This window comes from Ancylomarina euxina, assembly GCF_003863355.1.
GTDB classification, from domain to species: domain Bacteria; phylum Bacteroidota; class Bacteroidia; order Bacteroidales; family Marinifilaceae; genus Ancylomarina; species Ancylomarina euxinus.
This window is the reverse complement of sequence record NZ_QQWG01000002.1, coordinates 63737-85577: the sequence shown is the minus strand read 5'-3', so window position 1 is coordinate 85577 and position 21841 is coordinate 63737. Positions and strand designations below refer to the sequence as shown.

General features: G+C 37.8%; 13 protein-coding genes and 1 other RNA gene. 11 read left to right on the top strand and 3 right to left on the bottom strand.

The features are described 5' to 3' along the window. Positions 1-35: 35 nt before the first annotated feature. The 5 genes from DWB61_RS02605 to DWB61_RS02585 all read left to right on the top strand — a co-directional run bounded on the left by DWB61_RS02605 (position 36) and on the right by DWB61_RS02585 (position 8821). Positions 36-1370, top strand: a complete 1335-nt coding sequence (locus DWB61_RS02605) for a glucoamylase family protein (protein WP_125029336.1) — start codon at positions 36-38, stop codon at positions 1368-1370. A 90-nt stretch (positions 1371-1460) separates the two neighbouring features. Then, on the top strand, positions 1461-2534 hold the full coding sequence (locus tag DWB61_RS02600; RefSeq protein ID WP_125029335.1) for a carbohydrate binding domain-containing protein: 1074 nt from the start codon (positions 1461-1463) through the stop codon (positions 2532-2534). Between the two features lie 80 nt (positions 2535-2614). Next, positions 2615-4882 carry a glycoside hydrolase family 3 N-terminal domain-containing protein gene (locus DWB61_RS02595; protein ID WP_125029334.1) on the top strand — a complete coding sequence of 756 codons (2268 nt, stop codon included), beginning with the start codon at positions 2615-2617 and terminating at the stop codon, positions 4880-4882. A 56-nt stretch (positions 4883-4938) separates the two neighbouring features. Continuing rightward, the gene (locus tag DWB61_RS02590) at positions 4939-6942 is read left to right on the top strand and encodes a glycoside hydrolase family 97 protein (RefSeq protein WP_125029333.1); all 2004 of its coding nucleotides are present in this window, start codon (positions 4939-4941) and stop codon (positions 6940-6942) included. A 217-nt stretch (positions 6943-7159) separates the two neighbouring features. Beyond that, positions 7160-8821, top strand: coding sequence for a sodium/sugar symporter (locus DWB61_RS02585; RefSeq protein WP_125029332.1), 1662 nt, complete (start codon positions 7160-7162; stop codon positions 8819-8821). Between the two features lie 406 nt (positions 8822-9227). On the opposite strand, the gene ssrA is transcribed toward DWB61_RS02585, so the two are convergent. Then, positions 9228-9630, bottom strand: a transfer-messenger RNA (tmRNA) gene (ssrA, locus tag DWB61_RS02580). Between the two features lie 148 nt (positions 9631-9778). Here ssrA and DWB61_RS02575 point away from each other — a divergent pair. After that, on the top strand, positions 9779-10999 hold the full coding sequence (locus DWB61_RS02575) for an NAD(P)-dependent oxidoreductase (protein ID WP_125029331.1): 1221 nt from the start codon (positions 9779-9781) through the stop codon (positions 10997-10999). A 53-nt stretch (positions 11000-11052) separates the two neighbouring features. Here DWB61_RS02575 and rpe read toward each other — a convergent pair whose 3' ends face one another. Beyond that, complete coding sequence (rpe, locus tag DWB61_RS02570) at positions 11053-11703, bottom strand: ribulose-phosphate 3-epimerase (RefSeq protein ID WP_125029330.1); 651 nt, start codon at positions 11701-11703, stop codon at positions 11053-11055. 174 nt (positions 11704-11877) lie between these two features. Then, on the bottom strand, positions 11878-12741 hold the full coding sequence (locus tag DWB61_RS02565; protein WP_125029329.1) for a sigma-70 family RNA polymerase sigma factor: 864 nt from the start codon (positions 12739-12741) through the stop codon (positions 11878-11880). A gap of 454 nt (positions 12742-13195) precedes the next feature. Here DWB61_RS02565 and rho point away from each other — a divergent pair, with 454 nt between their 5' ends. The 5 genes from rho to DWB61_RS02540 all read left to right on the top strand — a co-directional run bounded on the left by rho (position 13196) and on the right by DWB61_RS02540 (position 21841). Then, entirely contained in the window at positions 13196-14965 is a 1770-nt protein-coding gene (gene rho / locus DWB61_RS02560) for a transcription termination factor Rho (protein ID WP_191984761.1), read from the top strand. Between the two features lie 258 nt (positions 14966-15223). After that, complete coding sequence (locus DWB61_RS02555) at positions 15224-16414, top strand: AAA family ATPase (protein ID WP_125029327.1); 1191 nt, start codon at positions 15224-15226, stop codon at positions 16412-16414. Between the two features lie 99 nt (positions 16415-16513). Further along, a complete protein-coding gene (gene nifJ / locus DWB61_RS02550; RefSeq protein ID WP_125029326.1) occupies positions 16514-20053 on the top strand; it encodes a pyruvate:ferredoxin (flavodoxin) oxidoreductase in 3540 nt (1179 codons plus the stop codon). A gap of 146 nt (positions 20054-20199) precedes the next feature. Continuing rightward, on the top strand, positions 20200-20577 hold the full coding sequence (locus DWB61_RS02545) for a hypothetical protein (protein WP_125029325.1): 378 nt from the start codon (positions 20200-20202) through the stop codon (positions 20575-20577). A 250-nt stretch (positions 20578-20827) separates the two neighbouring features. Continuing rightward, positions 20828-21841, top strand: coding sequence for a dihydroorotate dehydrogenase-like protein (locus DWB61_RS02540; RefSeq protein WP_125029324.1), 1014 nt, complete (start codon positions 20828-20830; stop codon positions 21839-21841).

Genomic DNA, 21841 nt, shown 5'->3' with positions numbered 1-21841 from the left:
TTCCTCTAGTCTCCCAACTTAAATAGAAAATGATAATGTTACACCTATTTTTCAAATATTACTTATTATCCATCATCCCCCTTTTATTTGGGTGTTCCAGTGCCTCTCCGGACGATTTTACTCCTGAGGAAGAAAAAACACCTGAGGTGAAACTCACAGACGATCAGCTTATGGACAAAGTTCAAGAGGCAAATTTTGCCTACTTCTGGGATTTTGCTCACCCTGTTTCAGGACTTAGTCGTGAAAGAAGCAATGAAAAACTTGATACAGTAACTACAGGAGGAACAGGTTTTGGAATCATGTCTATCGTTGTGGGAGTGGAAAGAAATTTCATTACGCGTCAACAAGCTGCTAAACGTTTGGTAAAGATGACTGATTTTCTGGAAAATAAAACCACCCGTTATCATGGGGCTTGGTCACACTGGTTAAGTGGATCGACTGGTAAAACAGTTCCTTTTTCGAACAAAGATAATGGTGCCGACCTTGTTGAAACTGCGTTTTTGGTACAAGGCCTTTTAACAGCTCGCGAGTATTTCGATGCCGACAATGCTGAGGAACAAAAATTAAGAGCTACCATTACCCGCCTTTGGGAGGGTGTTGAATGGGATTGGTTTGCACAATCCGGAGAATACTTGCTTTGGCACTGGTCACCTAACTATCAGTTTGAAATGAATATGCCATTGCGCGCTTTCAACGAAACACAAATTTGCTATATATTAGCACTAGCCTCTCCTACTCATCCTATCGATAAGACTGTTTACGAAAAAGGATGGGTTGGTAACAACTACGTGAAAGAATTAAATCCAACCAGTAGAGGCGATTATGGAGGACCTTTATTCTTCACCCATTATTCCTATTTAGGATTCACGCCACACGTCACTGATAAACACATGGCTTTAGCGGGTTACGCTTCATATTTTGAACGTCATAAAAAGCAAACTGACCTAAACCGTGAATGGTGTAAATCCAATCAAAGTAAATATGCCTACTATGGCGATAATTGTTGGGGCTTAACGGCTAGTGATGATCCTCAATACGGCTATATGGCTCATGCACCTAATAATGATAATGGAACGATCTCACCAACGGCCGCCTTATCCTCTATTGTTTACTCACCAGAGTTTTCTCTAAAAGCCATGCGATTCTTCTACGAAGATCTGGATGAGATAAACCTGTTTGGTAAGTATGGTTTTAAGGATGCTTTTAATATTAGTAGAAACTGGGTAGCCAAATCTTACCTGGCTATTGATCAGGGACCAATCGTTGTTATGATTGAAAACTATCGTACCGGTTTAATATGGGATACCTTCATGAAAAACCCTGAAATACAAACCGCTCTTGATAAAGCAGGAATGACCAAAACCAAGTAATTATTTTTTACTCACAATAAGAACATACAAGGGCATAATGCCCTTGTATTAGACTCTTATTGCCTAAACCCGAATAAAAACACAAACCCTATGAGACTAAGAACAAGATCTATAAGCCTAATTCTAACAGTATTTTCAGCATTTGCAATCTCCTGTAGTTCTTCTGATAAAGAAGAAGAAATCATTATTGAACCCATTGATCCCTGTGCGGATGTTGCAAAAGATATGAGCATCGTTTCTGACTTTGAGTGCCAGCAGAACTACTTTATTGGAGCTGATGCAAAATTGGAGACTCAGGCCATGGTAGTGGACAACCCAGATAAAACAGATGCCAACGAGAGTGAAAAAACAGGGAAATATATTGATAACGCGACCCAGGCATGGGACAATATGGTCATCGACTTTTCAACTGCCTACGACTTAACAAACCGTAGTGAACTAAAGATAAAAATCTATTCGGAGCATACAGGTCTGCTTATCGCAAAACTCGAAGGTGGCACTCAAGCTGTAGAGCAACAAGTTCAAATAGAAAAAACCAGTGAATGGGTGGAATATGCTTTTAATTTCAGAGAAGCTGTTGATATGGGAAATACCAAACTAATCCTGTTTTTTAATGCTGGTGCTGAAGATGGTGAAACTGAAGAAATCTATTACATCGACGATATTAAATTTGTTGAAAACACATTCCCTGTCGTTTCAGACCCTTGCGAAGGAACCGAAAAGGATATGAGTATCATTTCTGATTTTGAATGTCAACAAAACTATGATTTCCCAGAAACCTTAATAACTATCGATAACTCACTTAAGGGTGGTATTAACGAAAGTGAGAAAATTGGTGAATTTACTGATGATGGAACCAACGCATGGGATCACCTTTTAATTGATTACGGACAAGCCATTGATCTGTCAACAAAAAACAAGCTTAAACTTCTAATTCATTCAGATAAAAAAGTTCAATTTTTAGCTAAGCTAGAAGGAGGTACCTCTAATGCTAACGAGATTTGGACTGATATTACAACAATTGGTGAGTGGACTGAATATACCGTTAATTTCAGCTCCCAGGCAAATGAAAACCACACCAAATTAGTTCTCTTTTTCAATGCAGGTAAAGATGATGGTACTGCTACAGATAAGTATTACCTGGACAACATCCGTTGGGAATAACCTTTAAAACTTGAATAAAACGGGCAAACAACCGCCGTTTTACTCAACCATTATAATAACCATAAAACTATTAAACTAAGATGCGATTAAAATCTGTATTCCTTGTAGGATTAGTGATGTGCGGAGCATTGTCTTCTTTCGGGAAAGGCAATAAAAAAGAGACTCCCTGGGAAAAAGAGGCCAAAATGGAAACTTTTGTAAATTCCCTTTTGAAAAAAATGACTCTTGAGGAAAAATTAGGACAACTGACTCTATTTTCAAGCAGTTGGGATATTACAGGTCCCATCACCAACAATAACTATGTTGAAGATGTGATGAAAGGAAAAGTTGGTGCCATATTTAATGCATATAGCGCAGATTTCACCCTTCGCCTTCAAAAAGAAAATATGGAGAATACCCGTCTTGGTATTCCTTTGCTTTTTGGATACGATGTGATTCATGGTCACTGGACAACTTTCCCAATCCCCTTGGCAGAATCTTGTTCATGGGATTTGGACTGGATCGAAAAGAGTGCCCGAATTGCAGCAATAGAAGCAACATCAGAAGGTCTACACTGGACATTTGCTCCTATGGTTGACATCGCAAGAGATCCTCGTTGGGGACGAATTGCTGAAGGTGCTGGTGAAGATGTATTCTTAGGTTGTGAAATTGCCAAGGCTCGTGTTCACGGTTTTCAGGGCGATGATCTAAGTCTTGATAACACAATGTTAGCCTGTGCCAAGCACTATGCAGCATATGGCGTTGCTCAAGCGGGTCGCGATTACCATACGGTTGACGTTTCTAACCGAGAATTATGGAATACCTACATGCCCCCTTTTAAGGCAGCCTTAAATGCAGGTGTCGCAACATTTATGACCTCTTTCAATGAATTGGATGGAACGCCTTGTACCGGTAATGATTACTTATTGGATGACGTTTTAAGAAAACAATGGGGTTTTGATGGTTTCGTGGTAACTGATTACACATCTATCATGGAGATGACCGAACACGGCAATGTGAAAGATGAGAAAGAAGCAGGTGAAGTCGCTATCAATGCGGGTGTCGATATGGATATGCAATCTGGCATCTTTAACGATTACCTACCTCAATCGGTAAAAGAGGGTAAGGTATTGGAATCTCGTATAAACACAGCCGTGATCCAAATCCTAAAGATGAAATATCGTTTAGGTTTGTTCGAAGATCCATATAGATACAGTAATGTAAAAAGAGCAAAAAAAACCTTGATGAAACCAGAATTCATCAAAGCATCTCGTGAACTTGCCAAACGAAGCATTGTCTTGTTGAAAAACGACAAGCAAATTCTTCCTTTGAAAAAAGACATTAAGAAATTAGCCTTGATTGGACCTTACGTTAAAAATCGCAGAGATTTAGTTGGAACCTGGTCTGGTGCTGGTAAATGGGAGAAAGCTGTAACTGTAATGGAAGGGATTGAGAAAGCTGTTTCTAAAAAAACAGAAATCCTTTATGCTGAAGGTAGCAAATTATTTGGAGAAGATAAATCAGGATTTGCCGAAGCTGTAGCGACAGCCAATCAAGCTGATGCTGTTGTTTTATTGGTAGGAGAACCTCACGATTGGAGTGGCGAAGCTGCTAGTCGTACAGAATTGGAGTTGCCTGGTGTTCAGCCGGAATTGGTCAAAGCTATTGTTGAAACAGGTAAACCTGTTATCATGGTGATGATGAACGGTCGTCCATTAACCATTGACTGGGAAGCAGCAAATGTTCCTGCAATTGTAGAAGCATGGCACTTAGGTGTACAAGCCGGTCCTGCTATCGCAGATGTTTTGTTTGGTGACTATAACCCATCGGCAAAACTAACAGTAACATTCCCTAGAAGTGTGGGTCAAATTCCAATCTATTATAACATGAAACATACAGGTCGCCCTATGAACCCAGACCAAAAGTTTACATCGAAATATTTAGATAGCCCAAACACACCTCTTTATCCATTTGGATTTGGTTTAAGTTATACCACTTTTGAATATTCTGACATTAAACTTGATACTCAAGAAATGGGTGTTAACGATTATATTACTGCTAAAATCAATGTAAAAAACACAGGGAATTTTGATGGTGAAGAAATTGTACAGTTATATATTCAGGACCTGGTAGGAAGTGTAACACGTCCGGTTAAAGAATTAAAACACTTTAAAAAAGTGTTCATCGCTAAAGGCGAATCGGTTGATCTGGAATTCAAAATTTCAGCTGAAGATCTGGCCTTCTATCGTAAAGACATGAGCTACGGCGTTGAGGCAGGAGATTTCAAACTCTTCATCGGAACCAATTCTGATGATCTTAAAGAAACCCACTTTACACTAACGCAAACGGCTCCCCTGGCGGAGAAATAAACAAAACAACAGGGGGAAGCAATTCCCCCTTTTTTATTATCAAATAATAAGCATCCATGAAGATTTTAAAACGACTACGATTCTTTTATCTTGCTCCCCTACTGGCTTTATTGGGCAGCGGATGTACCTCCCAAACAACAACAGTTAAATCGCCTGATGAGAACATAAGTGTTACAATTGGTCAGGAAAACGGAATCCCCTACTATAACCTGACACTTAGTAAGGATACCCTTATCCAAAATTCCAAACTAGGCTTACAATTCGCTAATCTGAATGCAAGCCAGGATTTCAAATTAAAAAGCATTAAAACCAGTCAGACCGATACCCTTTGGGAAACAGTTTGGGGAGAAGATCAATTCATTAAGGAAAAGTCTAATAATATAAAGCTAAACTTTGAACAAACACAAAGTCCAAATCTAAAATTGGAGATGGAATTCCGTGTTTTTAACGACGGTATTGGTTTTCGCTACATATTCCCCGAGCAAGAAGGAATCGATAGCCTTTTATTAATCGATGAAAAGACACAATTCAATCTTGTTTCTGATAATAAAGCATGGTGGTTCCCAGTAGACTACGACAGTTACGAAAAACCTTACCAGTCGAACCTTATTAGCGAAATTGATTCTGTTCAAACCCCTTTTACGATAATCAGTCCAAAGGGCGTTTACATGAGTATTCACGAAGCGGCTTTAGTCGATTATGCTTCCATGACACTAAAGAGAAATACGCAACAAGATCTTTCTTTGGAGTGCAACTTAGTGCCCTGGCCCGATGGGATTAAAGTGAGAGCCCACAAAAGTATGAAAACCCCTTGGCGAAGCATACAAGTGGGTAAAAAGGCAAAAGACCTGATCAATTCACGACTAATCCTCAACCTTAACGAGCCCTGTAAATTGAAGAATACCAGTTGGATTAAACCAATGAAATACATGGGTATTTGGTGGGGCATGCATTTGGGACAACAAACTTGGTTTACAGGTCCTAAACATGGAGCCACAACAAAAAACACGATGGATTTGATCGACTTTGCATCAGAACATCATTTCGATGGCATTTTAGTCGAAGGTTGGAACTACGATTGGAAGAAATTTGGAGAATGGGATTTTAAAAGACCTTATCCTGATTTTAACATGGAAAAGATCATTCAATACAGTCAAGAAAAGAACGTTGCCTTAGTCGGGCATCATGAAACATCCGGGAATGTTGAACTCTATGAATCCCAATTAGATTCAGCTTTGAATTATTATCAACACTATGGCATTCCCGCAATCAAAACGGGCTATGTAGGTCCCATTAAAAACGGGCAATATCACCATGGTCAATGGATGATTAAGCACTTTCAGAAAGTAGTAGAGAAAGCGGCAGAACGAGGCATCAGTATTGTGGCTCACGAACCGATTAAACCAACCGGACTGCGACGTACTTATCCTAACTTTCTTTCTCGTGAAGGCGCTTTAGGGCAGGAATTTAATGCCCCCTGGTCTTCGGTAAATAATACGCCTGCTCATACCACTATCCTTCCTTTTACAAGGATTTTAGCAGGTCCTATGGATTTCACACCTGGTATTTTCAGTCTTACTTACGAGAAATATGGCATAAAGGATAAAAGAGTCAACACCACTTTGGCAAAACAGTTAGCCTTATATGTCATCATTTACAGTCCTGTTCAAATGGCTGCCGATCTTCAGGAAAACTACGCAAATCATCCCGCTTTCGATTTCATTAAAAGTGTGGCTATTGATTGGGAACAATCCATCGCAGTAAACGGTGAAATTGGTCAATACATTACAATGGCTCGTAAAGAACGAAAAGGTGAACGCTGGTTTTTGGGAAGTATTACCAACGAAAAAGCAAGAGACTTAAGTGTCTCTCTAGACTTTTTGGATCCGAATAAAAAATACCTTGCGAAAATATATGCCGATGCAGCTCAAACTGATTGGAAAAAGAACCCCTATCCCTATACCATTTCAGAAAAGGACGTTGATTCACAATCTATATTAAAAATACATTTGGCAGCTGGTGGCGGTCAGGCAATCGAATTAACACCAATAGAAGACTAATCCTTTTTGGTATAAAAAACGGTGTAGTTAATCTTTGCTGCACTTATAAGGATTAATAATAAATAGAATATTAAAAATTAACACAGACATTGAAATCAATGTAACAGAACAGGGAAACCTATGGTGATAAAAACTTTAGAATCTTCACCATATAGCCCCTTATTCTTTTCTCTGATCTGAAATCTCACATCTAATTAAAAGTTCAAAATAAGAAAGTATGAATCATACATTTTCATTTTTAGATTACGCGATTTTCATCACTTATGGAATCGTTATATTAGGCGTTGGCTTATGGGTATCTCGCGATAAGACAGGACATCAAAAAAATGCTGATGACTATTTCCTTGCAAGTAAGTCATTGCCATGGTGGGCTATTGGAGCTTCCCTGATTGCAGCCAATATATCGGCAGAGCAATTTATTGGCATGTCGGGTTCTGGTTTTGCTATTGGTTTGGCTATTGCTTCCTATGAATGGATGGCGGCCATTACCCTTATTATTGTAGGGAAATATTTCCTTCCGATTTTTATCGAAAAAGGACTCTATACCATTCCTGAATTTGTCGAGAAACGTTATTCAACCAATCTGAAAACAATTTTGGCTATTTTTTGGTTAGGCTTGTACATCTTTGTGAATTTAACCTCGGTACTTTACCTTGGCGCGCTGGCTATGGAAACCATCATGGGCGTTCCCATGATTTATGGTATTTTAGGCTTGGCACTTTTTGCTGCCAGTTATTCCCTTTATGGGGGATTATCTGCAGTAGCCTGGACTGATGTGATTCAAGTTGTTTTCCTAACCTTAGGTGGACTCGTGACCACATATTTAGCACTTAATCATGTTTCTGGAGGAGAAGGTGTTTGGGCAGGTTTCCAACATATATATAAAGCAGCACCAGATAGTTTCCATATGATTTTGGATGAAGCACATGATCAATATGTGAATCTTCCGGGTATTGGTGTTTTAATTGGCGGTATGTGGGTAGCAAATCTTTACTACTGGGGTTTTAATCAGTATATCATTCAAAGAACCCTTGCTGCAAAATCTCTAAAAGAGTCGCAAAGAGGAATTGTATTTGCTGGTATATTAAAGCTAATTATTCCTTTAATAGTAGTGATTCCAGGTATAGCAGCTTATGTAATGGTGAACGATCCTTCAATTATGGCTCGCTTGGGTGATGCAGCTCAAAATAATATGCCAACGATGGAGGCTGCTGATAAAGCTTATCCCTGGTTGTTACAATTTTTACCTAATGGACTAAAGGGAGTTGCCTTTGCCGCACTTGCAGCAGCTATCGTCTCTTCATTGGCTTCGATGTTGAATTCAACTTCTACCATTTTCACAATGGATATTTATAAACCTTATTTTGATCCTAAAGCTTCAGATAAAAGAACGGTGAATGTGGGTAGACTTTCAGCAGCTGCAGCACTAATTATTGCTTGTTTGATAGCGCCTTTCCTTAGCGGGTTAGACCAAGCTTTCCAATACATTCAGGAGTATACCGGTATGGTTAGCCCTGGTATTTTGGCTGTTTTCATTTTGGGTCTATTCTGGAAAAAAGCAACCAATAAAGCTGCAATTTGGGGTGCATTAATGTCAATTCCTGTAGCTCTCTTCTTCAAGTTTGGTCCTAAGGGCTGGCTTGAGAATACGGCTGTAGAAGGCTTCTTCCCTAACCTGCCTTTCCTTGATCAAATGGGACTGACTTTCCTGATTTCAATGCTATTCATCGTCGTCCTAAGTTATAAGCAAAACAAGGGTGCTGACGATTCTAAAGGCATTGAGATAAGTAGAGAAACCTTTAAAACCGGTAAAACGTTTAATATCGTATCCTATGCAATTGTTATTGTGCTTGTGGCCTTATATGCGTTGTTCTGGTAAATAACATAGATTGGATGAGTATTCACTTTATTGAGAAGAAAGTAATAATTATGGCTAGCTATTTCTGATTCCTATTCATAAAATACGCATTCAATTTATATATATAAACAAGGCTGATTCTGAAAAGAATCAGCCTTGTTTTTTATATAACTCGCTTAGATAGAGAATAACTAAAAAACTGGTATAAAAAGCACAAAAGTCATTTCTATTAATTGTAAATGATATAAGGCAAAAGTGCAATCAAATAAATCTCATTAATTTACTGTTCCACAATGAGGCTTCTTATGCGATGGTATTCTTTTGTTAAGCCAGTTAAAGCAAAGCCTTAACAAGACTAATAGATATAAATAGGGGGAATAAAAAACTCCATTCAAACAATTTGTTTGAATGGAGTTTTATTTAATACAAGTGGAGCTGCAGGGGATCGAACCCTGGTCCAAACATGCGATCAATAAGCTTTCTACATGTTTATTCCCTTATTAATTTTCGAATCTAGTTTGGGAAAGGACACCCGAGACTAGACCTTATCTTCTTAATTTTGCCGACTCCCCAAAGCTTGAAGCCGACTAACCTCGAATTGATAGCACCCCAAAAGCTTACCGGAACAAGGTGGAACCATAAGCGGGATGTCTCGTCCTGACTCCTAGAGAAAGGATGAAGCAAAATCTACTGTAATTCGATTAAGCAGCAAGAGCGTAGTTATTTTCGCCAATTACATAGTTTGAGACCTGATATTTACGAGCCAGATACACAATGCTCGACATGCTTACATACCAATTCTACATGCTGTCAAAAGCCACGTCAGCCCCAGAATTTGCACAAAGCTAGGAAATTCAACTGGATTAAGCTTGTTTTTTCTTCGAAAACTTATCTATTATTATTAAATTGGTGTTCCTTAAAGGAAATCCCTATTAATAATTGATTTTCTATATCCAAATTTAACCACACACAAGAATAATGATTAGACCCACAAGAATTGGAGTGCTTCGCGAAACCAAGAATCCACCCGACAGAAGAGTAGCCATAACGCCTCAACAAGGTTTGAATATATTAAAATCACATCCCAATGTCAGTATCTTTATTCAACCCAGCGATATTCGCTGTTACACCAATGCTGAATACCGTAAAGCAGGATTCTTTTTAACTGAGGATTTACGCGAATGTGATATCCTAATTGGTGTTAAAGAGGTGACTATACCAACCCTCATCCCCAACAAAAGATACCTTTTCTTCTCACATACTGCAAAAAAACAAATTTATAATCGAAAGCTCCTTCAGGAAATTTTAAAACGAAACATCACCCTTATCGATTACGAATACCTGTGTGATGATAATGGCAAACGTATTGTAGCTTTTGGTTATTGGGCAGGAGTGGTAGGAGCGTATAAAGCATTACGTGCACGGGGTATGCGTACCGATTCTTTCGATTTGCCACCAGCAAGATCGTGTCTTAATATGGAAGAGATGTACAGTCATCTGAAAACGATTAGTTTGAAACCGATAAAAATTCTTATTACCGGTGGTGGTAGAGTGGCAAAGGGAGCTATGCAAACCATTCGGGAATTAAAACTTAAAGAAATTTCTCCCGAAGATTTTTTACACAAGACGTATAATGAACCTGTGGTTTGCAGGATAGATCCGGAAAATTACGTTGAACGAATTGACGGAAGTAAATTTAACCTTCAACACTTCTACGATTATCCAGAGATGTATCGTTCATCATTTAAGCCATTTACCAAGGTTACCGATTTATTTATAGCTTGTCATTACTGGGACCCTAAATCACCAAAATTTATTGAACCTGAAGATTATAAGGAGGATGATTTCAATATTTCTATCATTGCTGATGTTAGTTGTGATGTTAACGGGCCAATCCCATCAACCTTACGCCCATCTACAATTGCGTCATCTTTTTACGGATATGACCGATTTACAGGAGAGGAAACAATACCTTTTGTCGACAAAAAAAATGTAACCGTTATGGCTGTAGATAATTTACCTGGAGAATTACCTCGCGAATCTTCTGAAGATTTTGGGAAAGCCTTAACCGAGCATATCTTCCCGGCTCTATTGGGCGATGTTGATGATCAAATTATAGAACGAGCTTGTATTGCCAAGGATGGTCGACTCACACCTGCCTTTAGTTATCTGCAAGATTACGTTTACAAATCAGAATAATTAAAAGAAAGCCCAATAACAGATTGGGCTTTCAAATATCTTTCGATTATTGCTTATAATTGCTTTAATTCTGCAATAGTTTGTGTTGGATTAGTTGAATTGAATACAAAACTACCAGCAACCAAAGCATCAGCTCCAGCTTCAACCAATTTCTTTCCAGTTTCAAGATTAACGCCACCATCAATTTCGATTATGACATCCGTATTCTTCTCAGCGATTAAGGCTTTAAGTTTTTCAATCTTAGCATAAGTGTTCTCGATAAAGCTTTGACCTCCAAAACCTGGATTTACACTCATCAATAAAACCAAATCGATATCTTGAATTATATCTTCAAGCACAGAAATAGGTGTATGTGGATTAAGTGAAACTCCAGCCTTCATTCCATGAGAATGAATATTCTGAACAGTACGGTGCAAGTGTGTACAAGCTTCGTAGTGTACGGTTAAAATATCAGAACCCGCCTTTTTAAAAGCCTCGATATAACGATCAGGATCTACAATCATCAAATGTACATCAAGTGGTTTCTTTGCAATCTTGCTGATTTGAGAAACCAAAGGAAGACCATAGGAAATATTTGGCACAAAAACGCCATCCATGATATCTAGGTGAAACCAATCGGCATCACTGTTGTTTACCATATCGATATCGGCTTTCAAATTCATGAAATCTGCCGCTAATAATGAAGGTGATATTAATGTTTGCATCTGTTTAAGGGGCTTTTATTTGTTAGCTAGCAAAGATAAAAGATTTTACCCAACTTAGCTTTCTAAATTAAGATAAAGCCCCTGATTTTGAAAATCAAAAGAAGTGTATCGACGGAATAAACTGTGATACACTTCTTTCAGTTTTTTTGCAGACCTATCCCCTTACTCAACAGCCTAGCCTAGATAAGTTTTTAATATTTTAGATCTAAAAGTCGATTTCATTTTCCTAATTGCCTTTTCCTTAATCTGACGTACACGTTCTCGAGTCAAATCAAATTCCTTACCAATTTCTTCCAATGAACAAGGAGGATTGCCCTTTAACCCAAAATACATTCGAATAATGGTCGCTTCTCTATGAGACAATGTTGAAAGAGAACGCTCAATTTCAATAATTAGCGAATCTCTCAGTAAAGTTTTATCCGGACCAGCATCATCAGTACTTAAAAGAATATCATATAATGTATTATCCTCTTCAGAATTAATAGGAGCATCCATCGAAACCTGACGGCCCGAAGCTTTAATTGCCTCTTTCACATCCTTAGGACTCATATCTAACACATTAGCGACCTCATCGGGTGAAGGTTCACGCTGATATTCCTGCTCGAGAAGTGCAAGAGTTTTACTAATTTTATTTATCGATCCGATTTTATTCAAGGGTAATCTTACTATTCGAGACTGTTCTGCCAATGCTTGTAATAAAGACTGACGAATCCACCAAACAGCATAAGATATAAACTTAAAACCACGGGTTTCATCGAAACGTTGAGCTGCTTTTATTAAACCTAGATTGCCTTCATTAATCAAATCAGATAGACTTAATCCTTGATTTTGATACTGCTTTGATACTGAAACAACAAATCTCAAGTTAGCCTTAATCAAACGATTCAAAGCTGATTTACTTCCTTTCCTTATTTGTCGGGCTAATGCTACTTCCTCTTCGGCAGTCACAAGGGCTACCTTGCCAATTTCTTGCAAGTAACGATCCAAAGAAGGGGTCTCTCTGTTGGTAACTTGCTTTGTAATTTTTAACTGTCTCATATTCGATTAGGGGATTTAGGTCATCTGATAAAAAACATCAAATATTTTAAACTCTATCTTAAAGAAATAGATTTTATTGTGAAAATCAAAATCATAAACCTATAATTTTCACCTTTTTAGCTAATTTAGAATTAGAGACTATCAATAGTCACCATAATGTCTTACAGCTAACCTACAATTCCCAAATAAACCCTCAACCACCTAAACAACAGACATATATATCCCCATCTAAAATTGGAATAAAGCATAATTAGGTACAAATTATCTAGACTAATGAAGTGTAGATAACTCAATAATAAGATTATGGCTTACTTTTTTTGTATTTTATAAGTTATTGTGTAATATTGCAGATGAATTCCAGTAGATCTCCAAATTCTGAGATCGACAAATCAAATCCCTAGAAGATAATATTTCTATCAAATTATAAAATCCAAAATATATAACAATATTGTTTATGTACGACATTCTTGAATTAAACAAGAAGCTTGTGCCCGAATTGAAAGAGATTGCTAAAGAACTTAACATCAAAAAAATCGAGTCCTTTAAAAAGCAAGACTTAATCTACAAAATTCTTGACCAACAAGCCATTGTAGCTTCAGAAATGAAAAGTTCTGATAAAAAAGCTATACGCAAACGCAGCAATAGAAAAGACGAAGATCAGGTGACCAAAGAAGAACCTCGAAAATCAATTCTGCACAAAAAAAGAAAACCTACTGAAAAGCCTGAAGACGAAAAAGTAGCCGAAACAATTGAGACTGCAGAAGCTCCAGCAGCAGCAGCTCCAACTGAAAAGATTGAAACCAGAGAGGTTCGTAAACCAAATCCTCGCAGAAGACGCGAAGATCCTCGACCAACGGACAGACCTCAACGTGAAGCTATTCAGAAAAAAGACGCTATTTCTAATGAGCACGTAAAGTCAGAGTCTATACTTCAGGACACAAAGACTGAAGAAGCCAAAGCTCCTCAAGCTGTTGCTTCAAAAGAAACAACTCCTCAGGAAATAAATACTCAGGAAAAAGCTCCACAAGAAAAAACGCATCAAGATAGAGCACCTCAAGGCAAAAAACGTTTTGAGCGTCGTGAAAAAGATAGACCATTTGAATTTGATGGTATCATCAGTAACTTTGGTGTTCTTGAAATCATGCAAGATGGTTATGGTTTCCTTCGTTCATCTGACTTCAACTACCTGAATTCTCCTGACGATATTTATGTGTCACAATCTCAAATTAAACTTTTTGGTTTAAAAACAGGTGATACAGTACAAGGAACAATCCGTCCTCCAAAAGAAGGCGAGAAATATTTCCCATTGATTAAAGTTGAGAAGATCAACGGCCGTTTACCTGAAGTGATTCGGGATCGTGTACCATTCGATCACTTGACTCCACTTTTCCCTGATGAGAAATTCAACTTAACAGGAAAAGGAAAGAGCACCCTATCAACTCGAGTTGTTGATATGTTTGCCCCAATTGGTAAAGGTCAGCGTGGTTTGATCGTTGCACAACCAAAAACAGGTAAAACTGTATTGTTAAAAGAAATTGCTAACGCTATTGCTGCAAACAATCCTGAAGCTTATATGATCATTTTACTGATTGATGAGCGTCCTGAAGAGGTTACAGACATGGCACGTTCTGTAAATGCAGAAGTTATTTCTTCTACATTTGATGAGCCAGCAGAGCGACATGTACGTGTTGCCAATATCGTTTTAGAGAAAGCGAAGCGTATGGTGGAGTGTGGACACGATGTGGTTATCCTATTGGATTCAATTACTCGTTTAGCACGTGCTTACAATACAGTATCTCCTGCTTCAGGTAAAGTCCTTTCTGGTGGTGTTGATGCAAATGCACTTCACAAGCCTAAGCGTTTCTTTGGTGCTGCTCGTAATATCGAAAATGGTGGTTCATTAACGATTCTAGCTACTGCATTAACAGAAACTGGATCGAAGATGGATGAGGTTATCTTCGAAGAATTTAAAGGAACAGGTAATATGGAACTTCAATTAGATCGTAAACTATCTAATAAGCGTATCTACCCTGCTGTGGATCTTACTGCATCAAGCACTCGTCGTGAAGATCTATTGCTTGACGAAGCTCAATTGAACCGTATTTGGGTATTAAGAAACTTCTTAACTGACATGAACTCTGTTGAAGCTATGCAGTTTATTAGTGACAGAATGCGCAAGACTCGTTCGAATGAAGAGTTCTTAATCTCAATGAACGATAATTAATTATCATTGAACTAAGATTCCCGTTAGATACAACTCCCAAAAGGAGCTACTAAGCATTAAAACCAGGGATTCTTAAGCTTCCTAACTGAACTATAAAGCTTTAAGCTTATTACATAAAAAGGAACAGTGCTAAACAGCATTGTTCCTTTTTTATTTTTATCAAGTATAAATTCCAATTTAAAACCGTAATTGTAATCTGAAGATTGCAATTACGGTTTTTTATTTTCTAGATTTGTAAGGCACAATTTTTTTTAGAAAATGAATACTCTCTTACAAACTCATTGTAGTTTACTCAAAAATAAACGAAGCACAATTAAACGTGAACTTGGGAAAGAAATTGACTGGAGTCAGCGTTTAATTGCAATTAAAGGATCTAGAGGGGTTGGTAAAACAACTTTCCTTCTGGACTATATAAGAGAAAACAATCGTGAAAACGATAAATCTTGCCTATACATCAATCTTAACAATCTATTTTTTACAGAAAAGGGTTTGGTTTCCTTTGTAGACGAATTCTACAAAAAAGGTGGCAAGACGCTACTTCTTGATCAAATTCATAAATACCCTGAATGGGCACAAGATCTACGAATCTGTTACAATAATTATCAAGATTTACAGATCATTTTTACAGCATCGTCTATTCTAAGAGTAAAAACCAATGAACATTTAAAAGACTGTGTCAATATTTACTATCTGGATGGTCTTTCATTTCGAGAATTTTTAAATCACGAAGCAGGTTGTGATTTCAAACGTTATACTCTAGAAGAAATTATTGAGAATCACGAATCGATTGTTGAAGATGTATTAAAGAAGGTTAGACCTCTAGCTTTTTTCAACGATTATTTAAGATTTGGGTATTACCCATGCTATCTTGAAGAGAAAAGTTTTATTGACAATCTGCTTAAGATTATCAATTTAATGCTGGAGTTCGATATCACCTATTTAAATCAAATTGAACTAAAGTATCTGACCAAACTTAAGAAGTTACTATATATTATTGCTTGCAATGTACCTTTTCAGCCTAATGTAAGCAAGCTAGCCAACGATGTTGAAACATCACGAGCTACAATTATGAATTATCTTGGATATTTAAAAAATGCACGATTAATTCATCTATTAAACACATCTGAAGAGGATAAAGAAAAACTCAAGAAACCTAATCGCGTTTATTTGCATAATACGAATTTACTTTATGCGATATCACCTGACAATGTCTCAGAAAATAGCCTACGCGAAACGTTCTTCTACAACCAAGTTGGTGTAGGAAGTGTTTTAACCAGTACAGATAGAGGACATTTTTTAGTTGATCAAAAATTCAACTTCGAAATAAAAGGAAGCTCAGTTGCTATAGAGCCAAAATTTAGAACCGAAGATTATTTTGTTGCTGCTGACATGATTGAACGTGGTAAAGGCAACACAATTCCTTTGTGGTTATTCGGCTTTCTTTATTAAATGTAATACTGACTCAGAAATGTGTCTTTAAAAATTGATATTTATTAAAATAAATATATAAAATCTACCATAAATAATTTTTTTAATTGGAGGAGTAAAATGGCAAAAGAGAAAAAATTCATTACCTGTGACGGTAATGCCGCTGCTGCACATATAGCTTATATGTTTAGCGAGGTGTCGTGTATCTACCCTATCACACCTTCTTCGCCTATGGCTGAGAACGTTGACGAGTGGGCTGCACAAGGACGTAAAAATTTATTTGGTGAAACCGTTCAGCTTGTAGAAATGCAATCAGAAGCGGGTGCTGCAGGTGCTGTTCACGGTGCATTGCAAGCTGGTGCTCTAACAACAACTTATACTGCATCTCAGGGATTATTGTTAATGATTCCTAACATGTATAAAATTGCTGGCGAGTTATTACCATGTGTATTCCACATTAGTGCTCGTGCTCTTGCTGCTCAAGCATTATCAATCTTCGGTGATCACTCTGACGTATATTCAGCTCGTCAGACTGGATTCGCTATGTTAGCTTCAGGATCAGTTCAGGAGGTTATGGACCTTTCTGCTGTATCTCATCTTACTGCTATCAAATCAAGAGTTCCTTTCATGAACTTCTTCGATGGTTTCCGTACGTCTCACGAAATTCAGAAAATCGAAGCAATCGATATGGAAGACATGAGAGGTTTAGTTGATTACGAAGCTCTTCAAGCTTTCCGTGATCGTGCTCTAAACCCTGAATCTCCTGTAACAAGAGGTACTGCACAGAATCCTGATGTATACTTCCAGGCTCGTGAAGCTGCAAACCCATTCTACAATGCGGTTCCGGATATGGTCGCTGAGTACATGAACGAAATGACTAAAATCACTGGTCGTGAGTACAAGCCATTCATGTATTATGGTGCTGAAGATGCTGAGAATATCATCATCGCAATGGGCTCTGTAAACGAAACAATTAAAGAAGCAGTTGATTATAAAATTGCTCAAGGTGAAAAAGTTGGTTTGGTATGTGTTCACTTGTATCGTCCATTCTCAGCGAAACATTTCAAAGCAGTTATTCCTGCATCTGTTAAGCGTATTTGTGTTCTTGATCGTACAAAGGAAACGGGTGCAAACGGAGATCCAATGTACCTTGACGTAAGAGATATCTTCTATGGTGAGGAAAATGCTCCTATCATCATTGGTGGTCGTTACGGTTTAGGTTCTAAAGATGTGACTCCATCTCAGATTATTGCGGTTTATAAAAACCTTGCAATGAACGAGCCTAAGAATCAATTCACTTTAGGTATTGTTGATGATGTGACTTTCACTTCTCTTCCATTATTACCAGAAGTAAAGATGAACTCAGAGTCTCTTTATGAAGCTAAATTCTACGGTTTAGGTTCTGATGGTACCGTTGGTGCTAACAAAAACTCTATTAAAATTATTGGTGGTTCAACTGATAAGTATTGTCAAGCTTACTTCGCTTACGATTCGAAGAAATCAGGTGGATTCACTGCTTCTCATCTACGTTTTGGTGATGAGCCAATTCGTTCTACTTACCTAGTAACGACTCCTGACTTCGTTGCATGTCACGTTCCTGCTTACGTTTATTTATACGACGTATTGAAAGGTTTGAAAAAGGGAGGTTCTTTCCTATTGAACTCTATTTATGATACTGAAGAAACTATCAAGCATCTTCCAGATCATATGAAGAAGTACATGGCTGACAATGAGATTAAGTTCTACATTATCAACGGTACTGAATTAGGTGAGAAATTAGGCCTTGGTAACCGTACCAATGCGATTATGCAAGCTGCTTTCTTTAAAATTACTGGTGTGATTCCTTTCGAGCAAGCTGCTGAAGAAATGAAGAAAGCCATTGTTAAGTCATATGGTAATAAAGGTGAAAAAGTTGTTAACATGAACTTTGCTGCTGTTGATGCAGGTGGGGAAAATGTTATTGAAGTTCCTGTTTCTGCTGATTGGAAAAAACTTTCTGATTCACAAGAAGAAATTGCTAAATCGGAACGTCCTAAGTTTGTTGCTGACGTTTGTGACCCTATGAATGCTCAGAAAGGTGATGATCTTCCTGTTTCTGCATTCTCTGGTCGCGAAGATGGTACTTTCCCTAATGGAACAACTAAGTTTGAGAAACGTGGTATCGCTATTAACGTTCCTGAGTGGCAAGACGAAACTTGTATTCAGTGTAACCAGTGTGCTTACGTTTGTCCTCACGCTGCTATCCGTCCTTTCATCTTAACTGACGAAGAATTAGCTGCTGCTCCTGCTGGAACTGCCGTTAAGCCTGCAACTGGTAAAGAACTTAAGGGAATGCATTTCCGTATTCAGGTTGCTGTTGAAGACTGTACTGGTTGTGGTAACTGTGCCGATGTTTGTCCTGCTCCAAAAGCGAAAGCTCTTGAGATGAAGCATCTTGAAACTCAATTGGATGAGAAAGAAAGATGGCATTATATGGATCAAACTGTTGGTTATAAGGAATTACTTCCTAAAAACAACGTGAAAAATTCACAATTTGCTCAGCCATTATTCGAGTTCTCAGGAGCTTGTGCGGGTTGTGGAGAAACACCATATATAAAATTAATCACTCAATTGTTTGGTGAGAGAATGATGGTATCTAATGCTACTGGTTGTTCTTCTATTTATGGTGGATCTGCTCCATCTACACCTTACTGTAAAAACGATAAGAGTGGTAAAGGTCCAGCTTGGGCTAACTCATTATTCGAAGATAATGCGGAATTCGGTTTCGGTATGAACGAAGGTGTTCGCAAAATGCGTAACCGTATCGAGCTTCGTATGACCGCTGCTATTGATGCTGTAAATGCTGATACAAAAGCTGCATTCACTGAGTGGCTAGAGAATAAGGATAATGGTGAAGCTTCTATTGCTGCATCTGACAAAGTTCTTGCTGCTCTTGAAAACGAAACTCACGAAGTAGCTAAGGAAATCAAAGATCTTAAGAGTTTCTTAATTAAGAAGTCTCAGTGGATTTTCGGTGGTGACGGATGGGCTTACGATATCGGATACGGTGGACTAGACCACGTTCTTGCTTCTGGTGAAGATGTGAATGTTCTTGTAATGGATACTGAGATTTACTCTAACACAGGTGGACAAGCTTCTAAAGCAACTCCAGTTGGTGCTGTAGCTAAATTTGCTGCTGCAGGTAAAGTTATCAGAAAGAAAGATCTTGGTATGATGGCTGCTTCTTACGGTTACGTATATGTAGCTCAGGTTGCAATGGGTGCAAACCACGCTCAATACATGAAAGCGGTTAAAGAGGCTGAGGCCTTCCCTGGACCATCATTGATCATTGCTTATTCACCATGTATTTCTCACGGTTTGAAAGCTTCTATGGGTAAATCTCAACTAGAAGAGAAGAAAGCTGTTGAAGCAGGATACTGGCATTTATTCCGTCACAATCCACTATTGGAAAAAGAAGGAAAGAACCCATTTGTACTTGACTCAAAAGAGCCAGATTGGTCTAAATTCCAGGATTTCTTGTTAGGTGAAGTTCGTTATACTTCATTACAGAAATCATTCCCAGAGCGTGCTAAGGAATTATTCAAAGCTGCTGAAGAGAATGCTTTATGGAGATACAAATCTTACAAGCGTCAAGCTGCTTTAGATTTCACTGAAGAGTAAATCTATTGCACTTTATAGATAAGAAAGGGTTGGTTCTTTAAAGAACTAACCCTTTTTTTTATAAATATTTAGGATTCTATTTCTAAATCAACTTAAATGTCTCCTGGATTTAGTTAGCTTTGGTAACTAACCCATATGTTAAATTTATGAAATCATTATTTAAAGTTTTAGCAGTTCTCTTTGTAACTGCAATATTAGCTAGTTCTTGTGTTACAAAGACAGATTCGGAGCTGATAACCGGAAAGTGGCAAAGCAATGGAAGTTCCGATGTAAAAATTATTGTAGAGTTTACAAAGGATATGCAATGGATGTTTTACAAGAATGATGACTTACTCGAAAAAGGTGTTTTCGAACTTAAAGAAGGTCATATCCTTTTAAAACATGCTCAAGAAGAACATGCACATGATAACTGCAATCACGAACATAAACATTCAGAAGATCATGAAATGGATTATGTACTTGAAAGTGAAATGATTTTAAAAATGGGACATGGTGACAAAATGAGCACATATAAAAGATTGTAAGCAATAAAACTTTAAAAAGCCTGATTCGAAAGAATTGGGCATTTTTTTTGCCTATAATCCGTGAAATTTAACAACCATCAATTTTTTAATCTAAAAATAAATCACACAAATAAGACCTCGTAATCTCTTATCCATAAAGCTACCACGCGTTCATACTGATTACCACACAATTAAAGACATTATTCTTCTATTGAATTATTCACTTGGATTGATTAATTTAGGGTACCCGAAAACTTTAATCCTAAAACATATGGCTAATTTAAATGTTGAATTCATGGGGCTCAAGCTGAGAAACCCCATTATAGTAGGTGCTTGCACCCTATCGGCAACTGTTGAAGGCGCAAGAGAATTAGAACGAGCTGGCGCTGGTGCAATTGTTTACAAATCGCTTTTCGAAGAGCAAATCCAAATGGAACGTGCTCAGCTTGATGATGAAATGGATGCTTATTCGGAGCGAAATGCAGAGATGGTCTCCATATTTCCTACATTGGAACATGCAGGCCCAACCGCTCACATAATAAAATTAATTGATGTCAAAAAGAATATTTCGATTCCTGTAATTGCAAGTCTAAATTGTGTTTATGATGTAACATGGTTTGATTATGCCAAACAACTCGAAGATGCAGGAGTTGATGCCTTAGAGCTCAACTTTTATTCCATGCCAACAAGTATGGACAAAACTGCGGCTGAAATTGAAGAAGAGAAGGTGAAAATTGTACAGACTTTAAAAAAGAGACTAAAAATTCCTTTCTGTATTAAATTGAGTCCTTACTATACCAACACTATGAATTTTGTAAGTCGTCTTGACAAAGCTGGGGCCTCTTCTTTTGCGTTATTCAATCGTCTTTTCCAACCCGAAGTAAATATTGATGAGGAATGCCACATGACTCGTTTCAACCTTAGTAACCGGGGTGATTTTAAACTTGCTCTTCGCTATGTGGGTTTGTTACACAATAAAATAAAAGGTGCTCTTTGTGGTACAAACGGCATCTACACACACGAAGATATTATTCAGATGCTTTTAAGTGGAGCCGATGTTGTTCAAATGGTAAGTGCCATTTACAAAAACCAACCTTCTTATATTGCAGAAGTTCTAGCTGAGCTTGAAAACTGGATGGACACTAAAGGTTATAAGTCTATTAATGAATTTAAAGGCAAACTTTCTGCTAACGAATTAAAATCCTCCGACATCTATTATCGTGCTCAATATCTGGATTTTTTATTAAAACCCGAAGAAATCATCAACAAATATCCCATGCGCTAG